Source organism: Streptomyces fagopyri (genome assembly GCF_009498275.1).
GTDB lineage: Bacteria > Actinomycetota > Actinomycetes > Streptomycetales > Streptomycetaceae > Streptomyces > Streptomyces fagopyri.
Map to the genome: position 1 here is coordinate 2,981,971 of NZ_CP045643.1, position 18,576 is coordinate 3,000,546.

At 70.5% G+C, this 18,576-nt stretch carries 18 protein-coding genes; 1 reads left to right on the forward strand and 17 read right to left on the reverse strand.

The features are described from left to right. Nucleotides 1-46: 46 nt before the first annotated feature. The 12 genes from GFH48_RS12655 to proS form a co-directional block, all read right to left on the reverse strand. Entirely contained in the window at nt 47-589 is a 543-nt protein-coding gene (locus GFH48_RS12655; RefSeq protein ID WP_153292884.1) for an NUDIX hydrolase, read from the reverse strand. Nucleotides 590-644: 55 nt separating this feature from the next. Further along, a complete protein-coding gene (gene lepB / locus GFH48_RS12660; protein ID WP_153288368.1) occupies nt 645-1,388 on the reverse strand; it encodes a signal peptidase I in 744 nt (247 codons plus the stop codon). Between the two features lie 81 nt (nt 1,389-1,469). After that, on the reverse strand, nt 1,470-2,414 hold the full coding sequence (gene lepB, locus GFH48_RS12665; RefSeq protein ID WP_153288369.1) for a signal peptidase I: 945 nt from the start codon (nt 2,412-2,414) through the stop codon (nt 1,470-1,472). Continuing rightward, on the reverse strand, nt 2,299-3,381 hold the full coding sequence (gene lepB, locus GFH48_RS12670) for a signal peptidase I (protein ID WP_153288370.1): 1,083 nt from the start codon (nt 3,379-3,381) through the stop codon (nt 2,299-2,301). The genes lepB (GFH48_RS12665) and lepB (GFH48_RS12670) overlap by 116 nt, the downstream gene beginning before the upstream one ends. Continuing rightward, on the reverse strand, nt 3,374-4,090 hold the full coding sequence (lepB, locus tag GFH48_RS12675) for a signal peptidase I (RefSeq protein ID WP_153288371.1): 717 nt from the start codon (nt 4,088-4,090) through the stop codon (nt 3,374-3,376). Before lepB (GFH48_RS12675) ends, lepB (GFH48_RS12670) begins: the two co-directional genes overlap by 8 nt. Before the next feature lie 45 nt (nt 4,091-4,135). Beyond that, nucleotides 4,136-4,486 (reverse strand): 50S ribosomal protein L19, encoded by a 351-nt coding sequence (rplS, locus tag GFH48_RS12680; RefSeq protein ID WP_153288372.1) that lies wholly within the window; start codon nt 4,484-4,486, stop codon nt 4,136-4,138. 132 nt (nt 4,487-4,618) lie between these two features. Further along, complete coding sequence (gene trmD, locus GFH48_RS12685; RefSeq protein WP_153288373.1) at nt 4,619-5,440, reverse strand: tRNA (guanosine(37)-N1)-methyltransferase TrmD; 822 nt, start codon at nt 5,438-5,440, stop codon at nt 4,619-4,621. Next, nucleotides 5,440-5,994, reverse strand: coding sequence for a ribosome maturation factor RimM (rimM, locus tag GFH48_RS12690; RefSeq protein ID WP_153288374.1), 555 nt, complete (start codon nt 5,992-5,994; stop codon nt 5,440-5,442). Before rimM ends, trmD begins: the two co-directional genes overlap by 1 nt. A 107-nt stretch (nt 5,995-6,101) precedes the next feature. Continuing rightward, the gene (locus GFH48_RS12695; RefSeq protein ID WP_005479813.1) at nt 6,102-6,341 is read right to left on the reverse strand and encodes an RNA-binding protein; all 240 of its coding nucleotides are present in this window, start codon (nt 6,339-6,341) and stop codon (nt 6,102-6,104) included. Nucleotides 6,342-6,343: 2 nt separating this feature from the next. Then, nucleotides 6,344-6,763 (reverse strand): 30S ribosomal protein S16, encoded by a 420-nt coding sequence (rpsP, locus tag GFH48_RS12700; protein ID WP_153288375.1) that lies wholly within the window; start codon nt 6,761-6,763, stop codon nt 6,344-6,346. A gap of 280 nt (nt 6,764-7,043) precedes the next feature. Then, complete coding sequence (locus GFH48_RS12705; protein ID WP_153288376.1) at nt 7,044-7,640, reverse strand: hypothetical protein; 597 nt, start codon at nt 7,638-7,640, stop codon at nt 7,044-7,046. A 251-nt stretch (nt 7,641-7,891) separates the two neighbouring features. After that, a complete protein-coding gene (gene proS / locus GFH48_RS12710) occupies nt 7,892-9,307 on the reverse strand; it encodes a proline--tRNA ligase (protein ID WP_153288377.1) in 1,416 nt (471 codons plus the stop codon). Between the two features lie 199 nt (nt 9,308-9,506). On the opposite strand from proS, the gene GFH48_RS12715 reads away from it, so the two are divergent. Beyond that, nucleotides 9,507-10,361 (forward strand): methyltransferase domain-containing protein, encoded by an 855-nt coding sequence (locus tag GFH48_RS12715; protein WP_153288378.1) that lies wholly within the window; start codon nt 9,507-9,509, stop codon nt 10,359-10,361. Nucleotides 10,362-10,397: 36 nt separating this feature from the next. Here the strand turns inward: GFH48_RS12715 and ftsH are convergent, their stop codons facing one another. From ftsH to GFH48_RS12740, 5 genes are all read right to left on the reverse strand, one after another. Beyond that, nucleotides 10,398-12,335 carry an ATP-dependent zinc metalloprotease FtsH gene (gene ftsH / locus GFH48_RS12720; RefSeq protein WP_153288379.1) on the reverse strand — a complete coding sequence of 646 codons (1,938 nt, stop codon included), beginning with the start codon at nt 12,333-12,335 and terminating at the stop codon, nt 10,398-10,400. Between the two features lie 174 nt (nt 12,336-12,509). Then, complete coding sequence (ffh, locus tag GFH48_RS12725) at nt 12,510-14,063, reverse strand: signal recognition particle protein (RefSeq protein ID WP_153288380.1); 1,554 nt, start codon at nt 14,061-14,063, stop codon at nt 12,510-12,512. 117 nt (nt 14,064-14,180) lie between these two features. Continuing rightward, nucleotides 14,181-16,760, reverse strand: a complete 2,580-nt coding sequence (locus tag GFH48_RS12730; protein WP_407698626.1) for a [protein-PII] uridylyltransferase — start codon at nt 16,758-16,760, stop codon at nt 14,181-14,183. A gap of 27 nt (nt 16,761-16,787) precedes the next feature. Further along, nucleotides 16,788-17,126 (reverse strand): P-II family nitrogen regulator, encoded by a 339-nt coding sequence (locus GFH48_RS12735; RefSeq protein WP_054235369.1) that lies wholly within the window; start codon nt 17,124-17,126, stop codon nt 16,788-16,790. Beyond that, entirely contained in the window at nt 17,123-18,460 is a 1,338-nt protein-coding gene (locus GFH48_RS12740) for an ammonium transporter (RefSeq protein WP_153288382.1), read from the reverse strand. The genes GFH48_RS12735 and GFH48_RS12740 overlap by 4 nt, the downstream gene beginning before the upstream one ends. Between the last annotated feature and the right edge of the window lie 116 nt (nt 18,461-18,576).

Here is an 18,576-nt window from a genome sequence, read left to right on the forward strand (position 1 = left end):
CCCTTCAGCCGTGCGTCCCCCTATTGTGCGCCAGCACCGCGAGCCCCTAGACGATTTCGGTGTCGAGGACCTCGGGCCGGGCCGGGGGACCCTCGTCGAGCAGCCTCCGCAGCAGCTCGGCGAGCCTGGTCGGATACACCGTCTCATGTGCCTCGGTCAGTTCCTGGCACGTCCACCAGCGCGCTCCGGCGACACTTCGCCGTTCCAGCTCCGTCAGCCCGGCGGCGACGGTTCCCGTCTGGGTGGTACGGGCCAGGAAGTACCATTCGTCCTGGTCCCAGCGGCGTCCCGCGAAGGGGAACGAGCATCTGCGCCGCCACAGCACCGGGCCCAGTTCGACCTCGGTGATGCCGGTCTCCTCCTCGAGTTCCCGCAGCGCGGCCCGCTCACGGGTCTCGTCGCCCTCCAGGCCGCCGCCGGGGGTGAACCACCAGTCGTCCGCGGGATCGTCCGGCTCATGTCCGTGCAGCAGCAGAATGCGCTCCTGCGCGTCGAGGAGCACCACCCGGGCGACTCTCCGCAGCCCGCCGTCGTACGAGTCCGCTCCCGGGCCGGTGCCCGGGGCCCGCTCCGGTGCCACGGGCGGCATGGCGGCCGGTCCGGGCCGGGCGGTCTTTCCGGACGGCCCGGACGGCCCGGACGGCTCAGCCGACACCGACGGGCTCCGTCCGCCTCCCTCGCCGGCGTCCCAGTCGCTTGGCGACCGGGCCGTACGCCGCCCCGCCGAGGACCAGCACGGCGCCCGCCACCACGGCGGTCAGGATCAGTCGCAGGGGTCCGGGGGTGGAGATCCCGCCGAGCGCCTCGAAGCCCGTGGGGCGCTTCAGCATGCCCTCCATGGGCCAGGCGATGGCGTCGACGCGGCCCTTCACCGCGGCGCGCGACACCGTGCCGTTGAAGGCCTCGGTGAGGTGTGCCGTCGAGTCCAGCGAGCCGCTGCGCTCGTCGCCGAGCAGGAAGAGCCGTCCTTCGGGGACCTCGACGGTCGGGATGCGCTTCGTCTCGGCGGCCTCGCCCTGGGGGAGATACGGTTCGTCGATCTTCTTGCCGTTGACCGTCAGCTTGCCGTTCGTGCAGCAGGCGACGGTGTCACCGCCGACCGCGACGACCCGCTTGACGATGAGCATGTCGCCCCAGCTCTTCTGCTTGAAGACGATGACGTCACCGCGCTCGACGTCAGCGCCGTCTATCCGCTCCGCCAGGATGCGGTCGCCCACCTTGATGGTCGGCACCATCGACTCGGTCGGCACCGTGTACGGCTGATACACGACCGCGCCCCAGGCGAAGCCGCCGAGGAAGAGCACACAGCCGAGGGCCACGGCCAGTCCCGACAGCACGCTGCCGAGCCGCCCGTGGCCCTCGTCCGTACGACCTGACGTGCTGCTCATCCCAGTGCTCCTCCGACTCGGAGAATCGACCACGCGGTCCTGGGTACGGGCCGCGGAAGATCGGCGATCTGGGACGGCACCCTACCCGGCGGTACCCCGCCCAGAAACCCTGGGGTTTCCGGCGGTAAGGCGACGCCTGCGCCAGAGCACCAGGGGCGCCGCGCCGGCCAGTCCCAGGGCGCCCGGGGCGGCCGCGCTGAGGTTCTGGTCGAAGGTGTCGGGGATCGGCAGCGTGTTCCAGCGGGTGGGCGGCCAGGCGATCACGATGGCGCGGCCCACGACGTTGCCCACGGGTACGAAGCCCTGGTACTTGTCCTGCTGGTGGTAACGGGAGTCCAGCGAGTTCTGCCGGTGGTCACCCATGACCCAGATTTTGCCCGCGGGTACCGTCACCTTGAACTGGCCGCCCTGGTCGTCGACGCTGCACGGCGTGTTCCCGGCGTACACGTACGTCTCGTTGAGCGCCTTGCCGTTGACCGTCAGCGGGCCCGAGTTCTCGCACTCGATCGTGTCACCGGCGACGCCGATGACCCGCTTGATGAGGTCCTTCTCGTCCGCGGACGGCATCAGGCCGATCTTGCTGAGGACCTGCTGCACGGCGTTCGGGTTGGGCGTCGGCTCCCCCGCCAGCCAGTTGTCGGGGTCGTGGAAGACGACGACCTCGCCGCGTGAGGGCTCCGAGCCGAACCAGGGCGTGAGCTTGTCGACCAGTACCCGGTCGCCCTGCTGGAGGGTGTTCTGCATCGAGTCCGAGGGGATCGAGAACGCCTGCACCAGGAAGGTCTTGATCAGCAGCGCGAGGACCAGTGCGATACCGATGAGGAGCGGCAGTTCCTTCCAGAAGGAACGCGGATTCTTGGGCTTCTCGTCCTGCTCGCCGTGCTCCTTCGTACCGCCGCCGTCCCCGGAGTCACTCCCGGTACCGACGTCCTCGCTCGTGGCCGGGGTGGCCGATCCGTCGACTCGCTCCGGCTGCTCCTCGGGGCCATCGTGTCCGGATCGTGCGCCGACCGCCAAATCCCCCACATCCACTCCTCACTCCGTGCCACCGCCTGCCCCGGATCCGGCGCAGGCCCACCACTCCCATAACGAGCGGGAGTTCCGCAGGGCTCGGGAGCGGGATCAATCCATTGAGATCCGCGGACGCCACCCTATGCGACGGTCCCATGGCCGTGGCCGACCCGCTCGGCACCGAAGCGTACGTGTCCGGCTCCTTCAGGCGAGTCCAGTGCCCGAAGGGCCACGCGATGACCATGGCTCTGCCGACGACGGACTTCTCGGAGACGGTACCGCCGTACTTCTCCTTGCGGTGGTACCTGGAGTCGGCCGAGTTGTCCCGGTGGTCGCCCATGACCCAGAGGCGGCCCTTGGGGACGGTCTCCTCGAAGGGGAAATCCGATGGCTTGTTGTCGGCGTGGATGTACGGCTCGTCGAGCGGCATGCCGTTGACCGTGACGCGCCCCTGCGTGTCGCAGCACTTGACGGTGTCGCCGCCGACCGCGACGACCCGCTTGATGAGGTCCTTGTCGTTGTCGGAGGGCAGCAGACCGATCTGGGTCAGCCCCTCCTTGACCTGCTTGATGACGACCGGGTCGTTCTTCTTGGTGGTCTTCTCCCCGGCCAGCCAGTTCCCCGGGTCCTTGAAGACGACGACGTCACCGCGCTGCGGCTTGGAGCCGAACCATGGCGTGAACTTGTCGACGAGCACCCGGTCGCCGATCTGGATCGTGCTCTCCATGGAGCCCGACGGGATGACGAAGGCCTGGACGAGGAAGGTCTTGAGGACCAGGGCTATGAGCACCGCGACGCCGACGAGAAGCGGGATCTCCTTGACCGCGGAGCGCCGCCGTCGCCGTTTCACCTTGCGCTGGAGCTTGCGGCGCTCGGCGCGGCCGGGGCGTACGGCGCCTCCGGAGGCGCGCCGTGTCCCGGTGGGCAGCAGGTTGTCGGCCGCGTGCTCGGAGACTCCGCGCGGCCTCCCGCGGTTACCCATGGGCACCGTCCGCTGCCGGGACGCGCGCGTAGGCGCCGGCGCGCCTCAGACGGGTCCAGTCGTCCGAGGGCCAGGCGATCCAGTCGGCTCGGCCGATGACGTCGCCGACGGGGATCATGCCGCCCCCGGGGGACCCCAGGTGGTCCCGGGAGTCGCTGGAGTCGCTGCGGTGGTCCCCCAGCAGGAACAGGCCGCCGGCGGGCACCTCGACGTCGAAGGGCACCTCCGACGGGCTGTCCCCCGGATACAGAAACGTCGACTCGTCGACCGAACGGCCGTTCACCTCGAGCCTCCCCTTCTTGTCGCAGCAGACCACGTGGTCTCCCCCCACACCGACGACGCGTTTGACGTAGTCGGCGTTCCCGAAGTAGCCGGTGCCGTCGAACACGACGATGTCTCCCCGCTGCGGCTCAGCACCGAAACGGTACGCCAACTTATTTACGAGAACGCGGTCCCCGATCCTCAATCCCGGCTCCATCGAGCTGCTGGGAATCTCGAAGGGCTGCGCCACGAAGGTGCTGAAACCGACCAGGAACAGCAGACAGACCAGCACGGTCAGCGTGATCCGGCCGCCGGGGACCCACTCCACGACCCGGTCCGACAACGCGAAACGCGACCGTCCCTCCGCCCCCTCGGTGTCCGTGTTCTCCACGGACTCTGCGGGGTGGGAGGAGCGGTCGCGCTCCGTGTGCTGTGCTTCGGTGTTCATCGGAGCCAGATGCTATCCGGCGTCCGTATGAGCCTCCGCGTGAGCTCAGTTGTCGCGCTTCTCCTTGATCTTCGCGGCCTTGCCGCGCAGGTCACGGAGGTAGTACAGCTTCGCGCGACGCACGTCACCGCGGGTGACGAGCTCGATCTTCTCGACGATCGGGGTGTGCACCGGGAAGGTGCGCTCGACGCCGACCGAGAAGGAGACCTTGCGGACCGTGAAGGTCTCGCGGACACCGGCGCCCTGGCGACGGATGACGACGCCCTTGAACTGCTGCACACGAGAGCGGTTGCCCTCGATGACGCGCACGTGGACGTTGACGGTGTCACCCGGGCGGAAGGCCGGGACGTCGGTGCGCAGCGAGGCGCTGTCGACGGAGTCGAGCAGGTGAGACATGAAATCTGCTTTCTTCGCCGATGCCACAGGTCATCGACGGGAGAAGGGTTTTCAGGAGAGTGCTGCCGCGTCGGGGCGGGCGTCGTGTCCCCCTGTGGCAGGGGCGCACGCCGGACGACGTAGAGCAGCGGCCTATTCTTCCACGGCCTCGGGTCTGCGCCAAAATCGGCCGTCGGGATCCGGCTGCCACCCCAGGATGGAGAGCATCTCGCGGTCCTTCTTGTCGAAGAGGGACGCCTCGCAGCGCTCGATGAGGTCGGGCCGGTTGGCCGTCGTGCGGCGCAGTGCCTCGTCGCGGCGCCAGCGGGCGATCTTGCCGTGGTGGCCGCTGAGCAGCACGTCGGGGATCTCCCGGCCGCGCCACTCGGGGGGCTTGGTGTAGACGGGGCCCTCCAGGAGGTTGGCCATGGCCCCGGGTGCGAAGGAGTCGTCCCGGTGGGACTCGGCGTTGCCGAGGACGCCCGGGAGCAGACGTGCGACGGCCTCCGTGACGACGAGGACGGCCGCCTCGCCGCCGGCGAGCACGTAGTCGCCGATGGACACCTCGTGGACGGGCATGCGGGTGGCGTACTCGTCGATGACGCGGCGGTCGATGCCCTCGTAGCGGGCGGGGGTGAACACCAGCCAGGGGCGCTCGGACAGTTCGACGGCGAGTTCCTGGGTGAAGGGGCGTCCGCTGGGCGTGGGCACGACGAGGGCGGGCTCGTGCGAGCCCGTCTCGTAGCCGTCGGCCAGTACGGAGTCCAAGGCCTCGCCCCAGGGGTCGGTCTTCATGACCATGCCGGGGCCGCCGCCGTACGGGGTGTCGTCGACCGTGTTGTGGCGGTCGTACGTCCACTCCCGGAGATCGTGCACGTGCACGTTCAGCTGTCCACGCGCGCGTGCCTTGCCGACGAGCGAGACGTTCAGGGGGTCCAGGTACTCCGGGAAGATCGTGACGACGTCCAGCCGCATTACGCCTCTTCCCCGGTGGAGTCCCGGGAGGACGCGATCTCGGCGCGGTCGTCGATCAGGCCCGGCGGCGGGTCGATGACGGCTCGCTGCTCGTCCAGGTCGATCTCGATGACGATCTCCTCGACGAACGGGATCAGGACCTCGGTGCCGTCGGGCCGTTCGACCACGAACAGGTCCTGCGCCGGCAGGTGCGAGATCTCGGTGATCCGTCCGACCTCGTCACCGTCCTTGGTGACCACGTCCAGGTCCATCAGCTGGTGGTCGTAGTACTCGTCCGGGTCCTCGGGCTGCTCGTCGGGGTCGACGTCGGCGATGAGCAGGGTGTTGCGCAGCGCCTCGGCGGCGGTGCGGTCGCGTACGCCCTCGAAACGGAGCAGCAGACGGCCGCTGTGCACGCGGCCCGTCTCGATGGTCAGCGGACCGGTGGAGGCGGGGTCGGTGGCCAGGACGGCGCCGGGGGCGAGTCTGACTTCCGGCTCGTCGGTACGTACCTCGACGGTGACCTCGCCCTTGATGCCGTGGGCGCGGCCGACGCGAGCGACTACCAGCTGCACTGTGCTTGATCTCCTGTCGGTGTGCCTGCGGCGTTGTTTCGCAGACGACTACGGGCCGGGGACGGCCGGATGGCCCTCCCCGGCCCGAGCCGGTGCTGCCTGTTACGTCAGCGGACGTGGTCCACGTCGACGAGGTCGACGCGGACACCGCGGCCGCCGATGGCGCCGACGACCGTACGCAGAGCGCGCGCGGTGCGGCCGTTGCGGCCGATCACCTTACCGAGGTCGTCGGGGTGGACCCGGACCTCCAGTACGCGCCCGCGGCGCAGGTCGCGCGAGGCGACCTGCACGTCGTCGGGGTTGTCGACGATGCCCTTCACGAGGTGCTCGAGAGCCTCCTCGAGCATGCTCAGGCCTCGGTCGACGCGGACTCGGCCGCGGCCTCGTCCTTCTTCTCAGCCTTCTTCTTCTGGGTGATGGCCTCACCCTTGCCCTCGTCGTCGCCGCCCAGGGCGTCGAACAGCGGGCGCGACGCCTTCGGCTCGGCGACGAGCAGCGGAGCGGGGGCGGGCAGACCCTTGAACTTCTGCCAGTCGCCGGTCAGCTTGAGGATGGCGAGCACGGGCTCGGTCGGCTGCGCGCCGACACCCAGCCAGTACTGCGCGCGGTCCGTGTCGACCTCGATGCGCGAGGGGTTCTGCACCGGGTGGTACAGGCCGATCTCCTCGATGGCCCGGCCATCACGGCGGGTACGGGAGTCGGCGACGACGATGCGGTAGTGAGGCGAACGGATCTTGCCCAGACGCTTCAGCTTGATCTTGACTGCCACGGAAGTGGTGTCTCCTGGTCTTGACGTGGTTGGGCACGGCGAGATTGCCGCGTGGGGTTGCGGTACCCGAGTGCCCGACGGACGCGTCAGCCGGAGGAGAGAGGGGTCCTATGCGACTGTCGAGTACAGCTAGCCATTGTGCCACACCCTGGAGGTTCACCTCACCGGGCGTATGTGCGGGGCCATGCCTGAAGGGGGCCCGGCGCCGGCCCCGGGGCGCCGTCACCCGGCGCTCACCGGGCGGTGCGGCCGAGTACGGCTGCCACGAGCAGCCGTCCTCTCAGCTCGCGGCCGCCCCGACCACTTCCGGGATCCGGAAGGGCTTGCCACACCCCCCGCACACGATCGGCGCCTGTGCCAGCACGGACGGGACGACCCGTACGTTGCGGCCGCAGTCACAGACGGCCTTGACGCGGACGCCTCCTCCGGAGGAGCCGTGCCGGGCGGCGGGGCCCCGGAACGAGCGGGCCGTGTCGGCGGTGGTCGCGGCGGTGTGCGCCTTGAGGGCCCGCTGGAGCCGCTCGATGGTCGGGCGATAGCGGCGCTTCGCCTCGGGGTTGAGCGTGACGAGCGAGAAGCCGCTGCTCGGGTGCGGTTCCTCGGGGTGGTCAAGGCCCAGCTCCTCGGCGATCGCCAGGAATCTGCGGTTGTGGTAGCGGCCGGCGCGTGAGGTGTCGCGGACTCCGCGGGCGGCGGCGATGCCATGGACTGCCTCGTGCAACAGGCGTTCGAAGGAGAGTTCGTGCCCGCAGGCGGACGACGATTCTCCGATCAGGGACTCGGGCGCGGCCAGATCGGGCAGCTCGGGGTGGTGCCGCTGAATGTCGGCCCACGCCCCTGCCAGCTCTGCGGCAAGAACAGGTGGTGTCGTGCTCACGTCGTGACAACGAGCCGGGGGCCCTGTGTGTTCCTATTCCGGGGCATCCCAAATAATTTGCACGTACCCGTCAGTTGCCGCTGATGCGTCCTGACGAGGGCGGGTGCGCTGATCTGCGGAGAAGCCTCACAGCTCACACCAAGCCGGTACGTAGTAACGCGTACGCCCCGGCGCGTAGACGCTGTCCGCACGCCGGGTCACCTGTCGTCATCAGATGCGCAAGAGGCGTTTCGGCCGCCCTGGGGGACGGCTCAGTAGGCGCGCGCCACGACGGCGACGTTACCGGGTGCGTCGTCGCTGTCGGGCACCGACCCGTCCTCGGCGACCAGACACCGTACGGTCACGGAGTGCTCGGCCAGCCTGGCCTCGCCCTCTTCGCCGAGGTCGGCCCACGGAATGCGGGCCCAGCCACCGGCCGCGGCGGCCTCGACGGCCTGCTCGACCGTCGCCACGTCCGACGTACGGGACTCACGGCGCTCGCGCGACTGCCTCAGGAGCAGCGCCTGGTCCTCCTCCAGGACGGCGGGGAGCAGTCCCGCCAGGGCGTCGAGGGCGACCGGTTCCTTGCCGCCGGGGATGCGGCGGGCCAGCATCGCGGTGCCGTTCTCCAGGTCACGGGGCCCGACCTCGATGCGAACCGGTACGCCCTTGAGTTCCCAGTCGACCGCGCGCCGTCCGAAGGGGGTGTCGGTACGGTCGTCCACCTGGACCCGTACGCCCGCCGCCGAGAGCCGGTCGCCGATCTCGCGGACCTTGGCCAGAACCGCTTCGTCGTCCTTGATCGCCAGGACGACGGCCTGCACGGGGGCGAGCCGGGGCGGCACCCGCAGCCCGCTGTCGTCGCCGTGCGACATGATCAGGCCACCGACCATGCGGGTCGAGGACCCCCAGGAGGTCTGCCAGACGAGTTCCTGCCTGCCGTCCTTGGACAGGTACTGGGTGTTGAAGGCCTTCGCGAAGTTCTGGCCGAGTTCGTGGCTGGTGCCCATCTGGAGGGCCTTGCCGTCGCCCATCATGCCTTCGAGCGTGAGGGTGTTGATCGCGCCCGCGAACCGCTCGCGCGGGGTCTTGCGGCCGAGCAGTACGTCGATGCCCAGGACGTCGACCATGAAGTCCTCGTACACCTCCTTGTGGATGTACGCGGCGTAGTCCCGGGCGTCCTCGTACGTGGCGTGGGCGGTGTGGCCCTCCTGCCACAGGAACTCGGTGGTGCGGAGGAACACGCGCGGGCGCATCTCCCAACGGACCACGTTCGCCCACTGGTTGATCAGCAGCGGCAGGTCGCGGTAGCTCTGCACCCACTTGGAGAAGGAGGCGTTGATGATCGTCTCGGAGGTGGGGCGGACGACGACCGGCTCCTCCAGCTCCTTGCCGCCGCCGTGCGTGACGACGGCGAGCTCGGGGGCGAAGCCCTCGACGTGCTCGGCCTCCTTCGTCAGGTACGACTGGGGGATGAAGAGCGGGAAGTACGCGTTCTGGGCGCCCGCCGTCTTGATGCGGGCGTCCATCTCCTGCTGCATCCGTTCCCACAGCCCGTACCCGTAGGGCCGGATGATCATGGTGCCGCGCACCGGCCCGTTGTCGGCCAGTTCGGCCTTGTTGATCAGGTCCTGGTACCAGCGCGGGAAGTCTTCCGCCTGGGGCGTGAGAACAGGTGCCTTTGCCATGGCGCGATGGTACGGGCCCACGTTGCCGGGACGTGAATTCTCGCGCCGCGCGCGGACAGCGCACAAGCAGCGCGCCGCAACCCCTGGACGGCGCGACGAGTGCGGAGTTATCTGACATACGGGGGAAGTGCGCGCGCACGGCGCGGGGGTCGGGGAAACGGGGCACAGCGACAACTCTCGGCGGATTGGGGCGCTTTCGATGACACCTACGCTCGTGCGGCAACACCTGCGGCACGCGGGACCTCGCTCCCGTGTGGACCGGCGGGTACGCGCGCGTGACTGGGCCGAGATCCAGGAGCGGATGCTGGTACCGCTCCACGAGGCCGTCTACGAGCGACTCGAAGTCGGCGGCGGGACACGGCTGCTCGGCCTCGGCTGCGGTTCCGGGCTGGCCCTGCTGACGGCGGCCTCCCGGGGCGCCGCGGTGACCGGGGTCGACGATTCCTCACCCGAACGAGTGAGGCTCGCGCGGGAGAGGCTGCTGCCCGGGGAACACGGCGCACCCTCGCGCGGCGACGCCCGCATCGTGGGCGGAACGCCCGCCGACCTGGCCGGCGCCGAGGGTCCCGCGTACGACCTGGTGACGGCGTTCGAGCCGGTCGGGGCCGTGGCGGGTGACTCCGAAGGACTCGCCGAAACGCTGGCGTCGGCCGCCCCGCTCGCCGCGCGGGGGGCGGCCGTGGTGCTGGTGGGATGGGGGCCGCCGGAGCGCTGCGCCACGTCCGGCGTGCTGCGGAGCGTCGGCGGACTGGCCGAACCGCTGCGCGACGGCGGATGGCGGCCCGCCCGGCGGGACGACCTGGAGGAGATCGCCCAGCGGGCCGGGCTCGGGCCCGACGGGTCGGGCCGGGTCGCCTGCCCCTTCGGGTACGCGGACGTGGAGAGCGCGGTACGGGGGCTGCTGTCGACCGGGCTGCTGGACGCGGCGGTGGCCGCGGCGGACGAGGTCCAGGTCGACAAGGAGCTCACGGAGGCGCTCCACCCCCACCGCCGGCGGGACGGGACGGTGTGGATGCCGAACGTCTTCCGGTACCTGATCGCCCGGACGAGGTAGGCCGGAGGGTCCGGCGGCGCCGCGGAGGGCGAGGGCTCAGCCCTCCTCCTTCCGCGTCCGCGTGATGCCCGCGATCCGGTAGGCGTCCGCCTCCTCCAGCGTCTCGTTGGCGAGCAGTGCCTCCGCCAGGGCGTCCAGCTGGTCGCGGTGGTCGCGGAGGTTCTGGCAGGCCTCCTCGTAGCACTCGTCGACGATGCGGCGCATCTCGTGGTCGATGGAGTCGAGGGTCGCCGGTGCGGCGGCGAGGCCGTAGGCCTGCTGGGCGTCGCCCGGGAGGGCGGAGAGCCGGCCGACGCGTTCGGTCATGCCCCAGCGGGCGACCATGCCCCGGACGATGTTGGTGACCTGTTCGAGGTCGTTCTCGGAGCCGGTGGTGACGACCGCGTAGACGACGTGTTCGGCTGCCATGCCGCCCAGGGCGCCGATGATCCGGCCGCGCAGGTACTCCTCGGTGTACGCGTAGCGGTCGGCGTCCGGGGTCGAGAGCGTGACGCCGAGCGCGCGCCCGCGCGGGACGATGGTGATCTTGCGGACCGGGTCGGCACCCGGCCTCAGCATGCCGAGCAGGGCGTGGCCGCTCTCGTGGTACGCCGTGCGGCGGCGCTCCTCGTAGGGCATGACCAGAGGACGTTCGGCGCCCAGCTGCACCTTTTCCAGCGCCTCGGAGAGGTCCGTCCGCGTCACCCGTTCCTGTTTGCGCTTGACCGCGAGCAGTGCCGCCTCGTTGGCGAGATTGGCCAGATCGGCACCTGTCATGCCCGGGGTCGTCCGGGCGACCTGGGCCAGGTCCACGTCCGGGGAGAGCGGGATCTCGCGGGTGTGGATCTCCAGGATCGACTCGCGGCCGCCGCGGTCGGGCGGTGAGACGCTGACGACCCGGTCGAAACGGCCGGGGCGGGTGAGCGCCGGGTCCAGGATGTCGGCGCGGTTGGTCGCGGCGATGACGATGACGCCCTCGGCGCCCGAGAAGCCGTCCATCTCGGTGAGGATCTGGTTCAGGGTCTGCTCGCGCTCGTCGTGGCCGCCCATCGCCGAGCCTCCGGCGCGGGCCCGTCCGATGGTGTCGATCTCGTCGATGAAGATGATGGAGGGGGCGACCTTGCGGGCCTCGGCGAAGAGCTCACGGACGCGCGAGGCGCCCACGCCGACGATCATCTCGATGAACTCCGAGGCCGAGGCCGAGAAGAACGGCACCCCGGCCTCCCCCGCCACCGCCCGCGCGAGCAGGGTCTTTCCGGTGCCGGGAGGGCCCGCGAGGAGTACGCCGCGGGGCATCTTGGCGCCCATCCTGCGGTAGGCGTCCGGATTCTTGAGGAAGTCCACGACGTCGTTGAGCTCGCCGGCCACCTCGTCGATGCCCGCCACGTCCGCGAAGGTCGTGCGCTGGGCGCCGGGCTGGAGTTCGACGGGTTTGGGGGGCGCCTTGCGGCCGAGCATTCCCCCGGGGCCGCCCATCCCCGGCCGCAGCCGGCGCGCGACGAAGAACCACAGCGCCACCAGGACCAGGATCGGGGCCAGCGAGAGCAGCAGGTTGGACAGCAGGCTGCGCTGCTGGACCACTGGTGAGGCGGTCACCGTGACGCCGCGCTTCTCCAGGTTCTGCCAGAGCTTGTCGTCGGCGAAGGACGGGCGCTGCGTCTTGAACTTGGTGTACTTCCCGCCGCCGTCCGGCTTGTTCCGGGCGGTTCTCAGCTCGCCCTGGATCGCGTCGCCCTTGGAGTAGATCTTGGTGACGTTGCCCCCGTCGATCTGCTTGCTGAACTCCGTGTACGAGATCGTCGGCTCGTTGCCCTCGTTGAAGAAGGAGAGCGCCAGGACGGCGATCACGAACACGATCAGCGCGGCGACCGCCAGGCCTATCCAGCCACCCGGCATCTTCCGCCGGCCGGAGGGCGGCGGGTTCGGCTCCGGTGGCGTGCCCTCGGTACGCCACGGCTGATCGGGGTCCTTGCGTGGCGGCACAGGGTTGCTCATATCAGGACGTTACGCCACGTCATGCTCGCCAGCACGTGCAGGAGCCGCGAGAAAAGCACCGGGGGCGCCCCTCGGACGAGGGGCGCCCCCGGTGACGTACGGGACGGCGGCGGTGTGCGGGGCGAACCGCCCGTCCATGCGCCGGTGCGGTCGGTCCGTCAGTTCACCGGTCGGTCAGTCCATGAACTTCTTGAACTCGTCCGGCAGCTCGAAGTTCTGGCCCTGCTGGCCGGCGGGCAGTCCGAAGGCGCCGCCCGGCTGGGCTCCGGCCTCGCGGCGCGCCGCCTCCTCTTCCTCCTGCTGCTTGCGCTTCATCGGGTTGCCGGAGCGCTGCTTGCCCTTGGCCTGCTTGACCTTCTTCTTGGCGCGGCCGGGGCCGCCGCCCATGCCCGGGATCCCCGGCATGCCCGGCATGCCGCCGCCCTGGGCCATGCGCGACATCATCTTGCGGGCCTCGAAGAAGCGCTCGACCAGGCCCTTGACCGCGCTGACCTCGACACCGGAACCCTTGGCGATACGGGCGCGGCGCGAGCCGTTGATGATCGTCGGCTCCTGGCGCTCGGCCGGGGTCATCGACTTGATGATGGCGGCCGTGCGGTCGACGTCGCGTTCGTCGAGGTTGCTGATCTGGTCCTTGATCTGGCCCATGCCCGGGAGCATGCCGAGCAGCTTGCTGATGCTGCCCATCTTCCTGACCTGCTCCATCTGGGACAGGAAGTCGTCCAGGGTGAAGTCCTGGCCCTTCTTGGACGCCAGCTTGGAGGCCATCTTCTCGGCCTCTTCTTGGCTGAACGTCTTCTCCGCCTGCTCGATCAGGGTGAGCAGGTCACCCATGTCGAGGATGCGGGAGGCCATCCGGTCCGGGTGGAAGGCGTCGAAGTCGTCGAGCTTCTCGCCGTTCGACGCGAACATGATCGGCTTGCCGGTGACCGAGGCGATGGAGAGCGCGGCACCACCGCGGGCGTCGCCGTCGAGCTTGGAGAGGACCACGCCGTCGAAGCCGACACCGTCGCGGAAGGCCTCGGCGGTGTTGACCGCGTCCTGGCCGATCATCGCGTCGACGACGAAGAGGATCTCGTCGGGGCTGACCGCGTCACGGATGTCCGCGGCCTGCTGCATCAGCTCCTGGTCGATGCCGAGGCGGCCCGCGGTGTCCACGATCACGATGTCGTGGACCTTGGTCCTCGCGAACTCCATGGAGTCCTTGGCGACCTTGACCGGGTCACCGACACCGTTGCCCGGCTCGGGCGCGTAGACGGCCACGCCGGCGCGCTCGGCGACGACGCTGAGCTGGTTCACGGCGTTCGGGCGCTGGAGGTCGGCGGCGACCAGGAGCGGCGAGTGGCCCTGGTCCTTGAGCCACTTGCCGAGCTTTCCGGCGAGCGTGGTCTTACCGGCACCCTGCAGACCGGCGAGCATGAGCACGGTGGGCGGGTTCTTGGCGAACCGCAGACGGCGGGTCTCGCCGCCGAGGATCGTGACGAGTTCCTCGTTCACGATCTTCAGGACCTGCTGGGCCGGGTTCAGCGCCTTGGAGACCTCGGCGCCGAGGGCACGTTCCTTGACGTTCTTGATGAAGGTCCGCACGACCGGCAGGGCCACGTCGGCCTCGAGGAGCGCGATACGGATCTCGCGTGCGGTGGCGTCGATGTCAGCTTCGGACAGCCGGCCCTTGCCCCGCAGGTTCTTGAACGTCGCTGAGAGGCGATCGGAGAGAGTATCGAACACGGCGCTCGTCTGTCCTCAGGGGTCGGGGGCGATGGGAATCGCCCTCCAGGGTATCCGGCCGGGTGCGGTGGGGTCTCCACCGCGTTCGTACGAGACCTGGGGCGGCCTCGGTCCCGGTCATCCCCGCAGCATCTCCTCCAGCCCACGGGCCACGGAAGCCGCCTCCTCCCCCGGCAGTGGCGCGCCCTTGGGTCCGGTCACGTAGAAGGCGTCCACGGCGTTGGCGCCGAGCGTGGAGACGTGCATGCTGCGCACCCGTACGCTCGCCTCCTCCAGGGCGCGGCCGATGCGGTGCAGCAGGCCCGGGGCGTCGTGCGCGCGGACCTCGATGACCGTGGCGTGCCGGGAGGCCGCCGGGGCGACCGTGACCCGGGGCGGCGGCGCGATGGTCCCGCGGCGCCGCGGATAGGCGGCGTCGCGCTCGGCGAGCCGGACGGCGATGTCCAGGGAACCGTCCAGGGCGCGGACGAGGTCGGCGCGCAGCCGGGCGGCCTGCGGGAGGGAGCCGTATTCGGCGGCGACCCGCCAGTTGAGCAGCAGCACCGAGCCCTGTACGCCGTCGGGCAGGTCGAGGGCGCGCAGCTCGGCGGTGCGGACGGTCAGGCGGTGCATCGCGAGGACGCCCGCGACCGCGGGCAGCACCCCGGGCTGGTCGGGCACGGCGATCAGCAGCTCCACGCCGAGGGGTTCCGGATCTCCGGAGGGCTCCTCCTCGGTGGGCGGCTCGGTCTGCGCGCGCAGGGCCAGGACCGGGCCGCCGGTGCGGAAGGCTTCGATCGCGAGGCGTTCCTGCTCGGCCGTGGGGGCCGCCGCCTCGGGCTCCTCGGGGGCGTCCCCGGCGAGCACGGCGGCGACGCGTTTGACCAGGTCGGTGACGAGGGAGCCGCGCCAGGAGGACCAGGCGGCCGGTCCGGTGGCCAGCGCGTCCGCCTCGGTGAGCGCGTGCAGCAGTTCGAGGGTGCCCTGTGAGCCGACGGCCTCGGCGACCGAGCGGACGGTCGCCGGGTCGTCCAGGTCGCGCCGGGTCGCCGTGTCGACGAGCAGCAGATGGTGGCGTACGAGGGTGGCGAGCACGGCCACGTCCGCGCGGTCGAAGCCGATCCGGGTGGCCACGTCCCGCGCGATGATCTCGCCCGCGACGGAGTGGTCGCCGGGCCAGCCCTTGCCGATGTCGTGCAGCAGGGCGGCGACGAGGAGGAGGTCGGGACGGCCCACCCGGCGGGTCAGCTCGGAGGCGCGGACGGCCGTCTCGATGAGATGGCGGTCGACGGTCCAGATGTGCACGGCGTTGCGCTGCGGCCGGCAGCGCACCCGTTCCCAGTCGGGCAGCAGCCGGGTGATGAGTCCCTCGGCCTCCAGCGCCTCCCAGACCTCGATGGTCGGGCGCCCGGAGCCGAGCAGCGTGACGAGCTGTTCCCGTGCCTCGGCGGGCCAGGGTGTGGGCAGCGGGCGGGCGACGGCGGCCATGCGCCGTACGGCGTGCAGGGACAGCGGGAGTCCCGACTGCGCCGCGGCGGCCGCGGCGCGGAGTGGGAGCACGGGGTCACGTTCGGGGCGCGCGGCGCGGGCGAGCACCACCTCGCCGTCCATCTCGACGACCCCTTCGGCGAGGGGTGAGCGCTCGGCCGCCGGCTTGGCGCCGCCGCCGAGCATGGCGCGCAGCCGGGGACGGACGGCGCGTGACTTGAGCACGCGCCCGACCTCGCGCCAGGTGACGTCACTGGCGTACGAGACGACCCGCGCGGCTTCGTAGACCTGGCGCAGGAGGGTGTCGGCGTCCAGCAGTCCCAGTTCGGCGGCGACCTGGTCCTGCTCCTGGAGCGCGAGCCGGTCGGTGGCGCGTCCGGTGGTCAGGTGCAGCGCGTCGCGCACGTCGAGCAGGCGTCGGCGGGCGTCGGCGAGGCCCTCACGGGGCGCGTCGGCGAGCCAGGAGGCGGCGACGGCGCGCAGGGCGGTGGCGTCGCGGAGGCCGCCGCGGGCCTCCTTGAGGTCCGGTTCCAGCAGGTACTGCAGTTCGCCGTGGCGCTCGGCCCGCTCGGCGCAGAGCTCCTGGAGTTCGGGGAGGCGCTTGGGTGCCTGGTTGCGCCAGTCGGCGAGGACGGCCGTCCGCAGTCCGGTGGTGAGGCCGAGGTCGCCGGCGATGTGGCGCGCGTCGAGCAGCCCCAGCTGCACCTTGAGGTCGTCGCCGGCCGTCTTGCGGGCCTCGCCGGGCGTACGGACCGAGTGGTCGAGGGCGAGACCGAGGTCCCAGACGGGGTACCAGATGCGGTCGGCGAGGGCGGCGACCGCACCGGAGTCGCTGCCGTCGTGCAGGAGCAGCAGATCGAGGTCGCTGCGCGGGGAGAGCTCACCGCGGCCGTAGCCGCCGACGGCGACCAGCGAGACCCCGCGCAGGCCCTCCCGTCGCCCGCCACCACCCTTCTGGGTGAGCCGCGCCGCGGGCTCGCCGTCCTGGCCGTCCCTGCCGCCCCCGGCGCCCTCCTTGCCGTTCTTGACGTCCTTGCCGTTCTTGACGTCCTTACCGCTCTGGGTGCCCGCGCCGAAGAGGCCGGTCAGCCACTCGTCCGTCAGTTCGGCGAGGGCGGTACGGCGCGGCGGCCCGGACCGCGCCCCCTCCTGGAGGAGGCGCAGCCGGGCCGCCGCGTAGCCGCTGGGTCCCGAGTCCTCTGCATCCGTACGCATGTCCGTACTCGTCACCCAGCGACTCCTGTTCTGTTCTTCCGCTTACAGCGCGTCCGGGCCGCGCTCGCCGGTCCGGACCCGGACGGCCGTCTCGACGGGGATGGACCACACCTTGCCATCACCGATCTTGCCGGTGCGGGCCGCCTTCACCACGACGTCGATCAGCTGCTCGGCGTCGTCGTCCTCGGCCAGCACCTCTATACGGATCTTGGGGACCAGGTCGACGGTGTACTCGGCACCACGGTAGACCTCGGTGTGTCCCCGCTGGCGGCCGTAGCCGCTGGCTTCGGTGACCGTCAGACCGTGCACCCCGAAGGCCTGCAGGGCCTCCTTGATCTCGTCGAGCCGGTGGGGCTTCACGACGGCGGTGATGAGCTTCATGCGTCCACCTTCTTGCTCTGCGTACCCGCGAGAGCGGAGACCGAGCCGCCGACGATGCCGCCGCCCGCTCCGCTGAAGTCGTATGCGGTCTCGGCGTGCTCGGCCTGGTCGATGCCCGCGATCTCCTCGTCCTCGGTCACCCGCATGCCCATCGTTTTGTCGATGAGGAAGGCGAGGATCGCGGAGACGACGAGGGAGTAGCCGAGGACGGCGAAGACGCCGGCGCACTGCTTCCAGAACTGGGTGAGGCCGCCGCCGTAGAAGAGGCCCTCGACGGTGGACTGGCCCTTGCCGCTGGCGAAGAAGCCGATCAGCAGGGAGCCGATGACACCGCCGACGAGGTGCACGCCGACCACGTCGAGGGAGTCGTCGTAGCCGAACCTGTACTTCAGGCCGACGGCCATGGCGCAGACCACACCGGCGATGGCGCCGACGGCGATCGCGCCGAGCGGGGAGACCGCACCGCCGGACGGGGTGATGGCGACCAGGCCGGCGACCGCGCCGGAGGCGGCGCCCAGCGTGGTGAACGCGCCGTGGCGGATCTTCTCGTAGATGAGCCAGGCCAGCATGGCGGCGGCGGTGGCGACCTGCGTGTTGACGAACATCAGCGCGCCGACGCCGTCGTCGTTGCCCAGCCAGGAGCCGGCGTTGAACCCGAACCAGCCGAACCACAGCAGACCGGAGCCGAGCATCACCAGCGGGAGGCTGTGCGGGCGCATCGGGTCCTTCTTGAAGCCGACGCGCTTGCCGATGACCAGGATCACGCCGAGCGCCGCGGCACCCGCGTTGATGTGGACGGCCGTACCACCGGCGAAGTCGATGACGCCGAGGTCGAACGCCCAGCCGCCGGTGCCCCAGACCCAGTGGGCGACCGGGAAGTAGACGACCGTGGCCCACAGCGTGATGAACAGCGACCACGCCGTGAACTTCACCCGGTCCGCCAGCGCACCGCTTATCAGCGCGGGCGTGATGATGGCGAACATGAGCTGGAAGACCATGAAGACGAAGATCGGAATGGTGTAGCCGGGCCACAGTTCCGTCAGGCCCACGTTGCTGAGGCCGACCCAGTCCGAGGTCCAGCCGATGAAGGAGCCCTTGTCCGTGCCGAAGGCGAGGGAGAAGCCGTACAGGACCCACAGGATCGTGATGATCCCCATGCTGATGAAGCTCATCATCAGCATGTTCAGGGTGCTCTTGACCCGGACCATGCCTCCGTAGAAGAAGGCCAGGCCGGGGGTCATGATCAGCACCAGGGCGGAACAGATGAGCATGAACCCGGTGTTGGCGGCCGAGAGCTTGGGAGCTTCTGCGGCTAGCGTGATGGCTGGTGCCATCGGCGTCTCCTCGTCGTTGGTACGGCCCCGTGCGGGCGAAGCCTGAGCGGTATGAGGGGTGGGCCGGTTATGCGCCATGAGATTGACGCAGCGCGGTTTCCGTCGACGCCCCTCGA

Coding starts and splice junctions, on each gene's coding strand:
- GFH48_RS12655 (WP_153292884.1), bottom strand. CDS start 589: ATGCCGCCCGTGGCACCGGAGCGGGCCCCGGGCACCGGCCCGGGAGCG.
- lepB (WP_153288368.1), bottom strand. CDS start 1,388: ATGAGCAGCACGTCAGGTCGTACGGACGAGGGCCACGGGCGGCTCGGC.
- lepB (WP_153288370.1), bottom strand. CDS start 3,381: ATGGGTAACCGCGGGAGGCCGCGCGGAGTCTCCGAGCACGCGGCCGAC.
- lepB (WP_153288371.1), bottom strand. CDS start 4,090: ATGAACACCGAAGCACAGCACACGGAGCGCGACCGCTCCTCCCACCCC.
- rplS (WP_153288372.1), bottom strand. CDS start 4,486: ATGTCTCACCTGCTCGACTCCGTCGACAGCGCCTCGCTGCGCACCGAC.
- trmD (WP_153288373.1), bottom strand. CDS start 5,440: ATGCGGCTGGACGTCGTCACGATCTTCCCGGAGTACCTGGACCCCCTG.
- GFH48_RS12695 (WP_005479813.1), bottom strand. CDS start 6,341: ATGCTCGAGGAGGCTCTCGAGCACCTCGTGAAGGGCATCGTCGACAAC.
- proS (WP_153288377.1), bottom strand. CDS start 9,307: ATGGCAAAGGCACCTGTTCTCACGCCCCAGGCGGAAGACTTCCCGCGC.
- GFH48_RS12715 (WP_153288378.1), top strand. CDS start 9,507: ATGACACCTACGCTCGTGCGGCAACACCTGCGGCACGCGGGACCTCGC.
- ftsH (WP_153288379.1), bottom strand. CDS start 12,335: ATGAGCAACCCTGTGCCGCCACGCAAGGACCCCGATCAGCCGTGGCGT.
- GFH48_RS12735 (WP_054235369.1), bottom strand. CDS start 17,126: ATGAAGCTCATCACCGCCGTCGTGAAGCCCCACCGGCTCGACGAGATC.
- GFH48_RS12740 (WP_153288382.1), bottom strand. CDS start 18,460: ATGGCACCAGCCATCACGCTAGCCGCAGAAGCTCCCAAGCTCTCGGCC.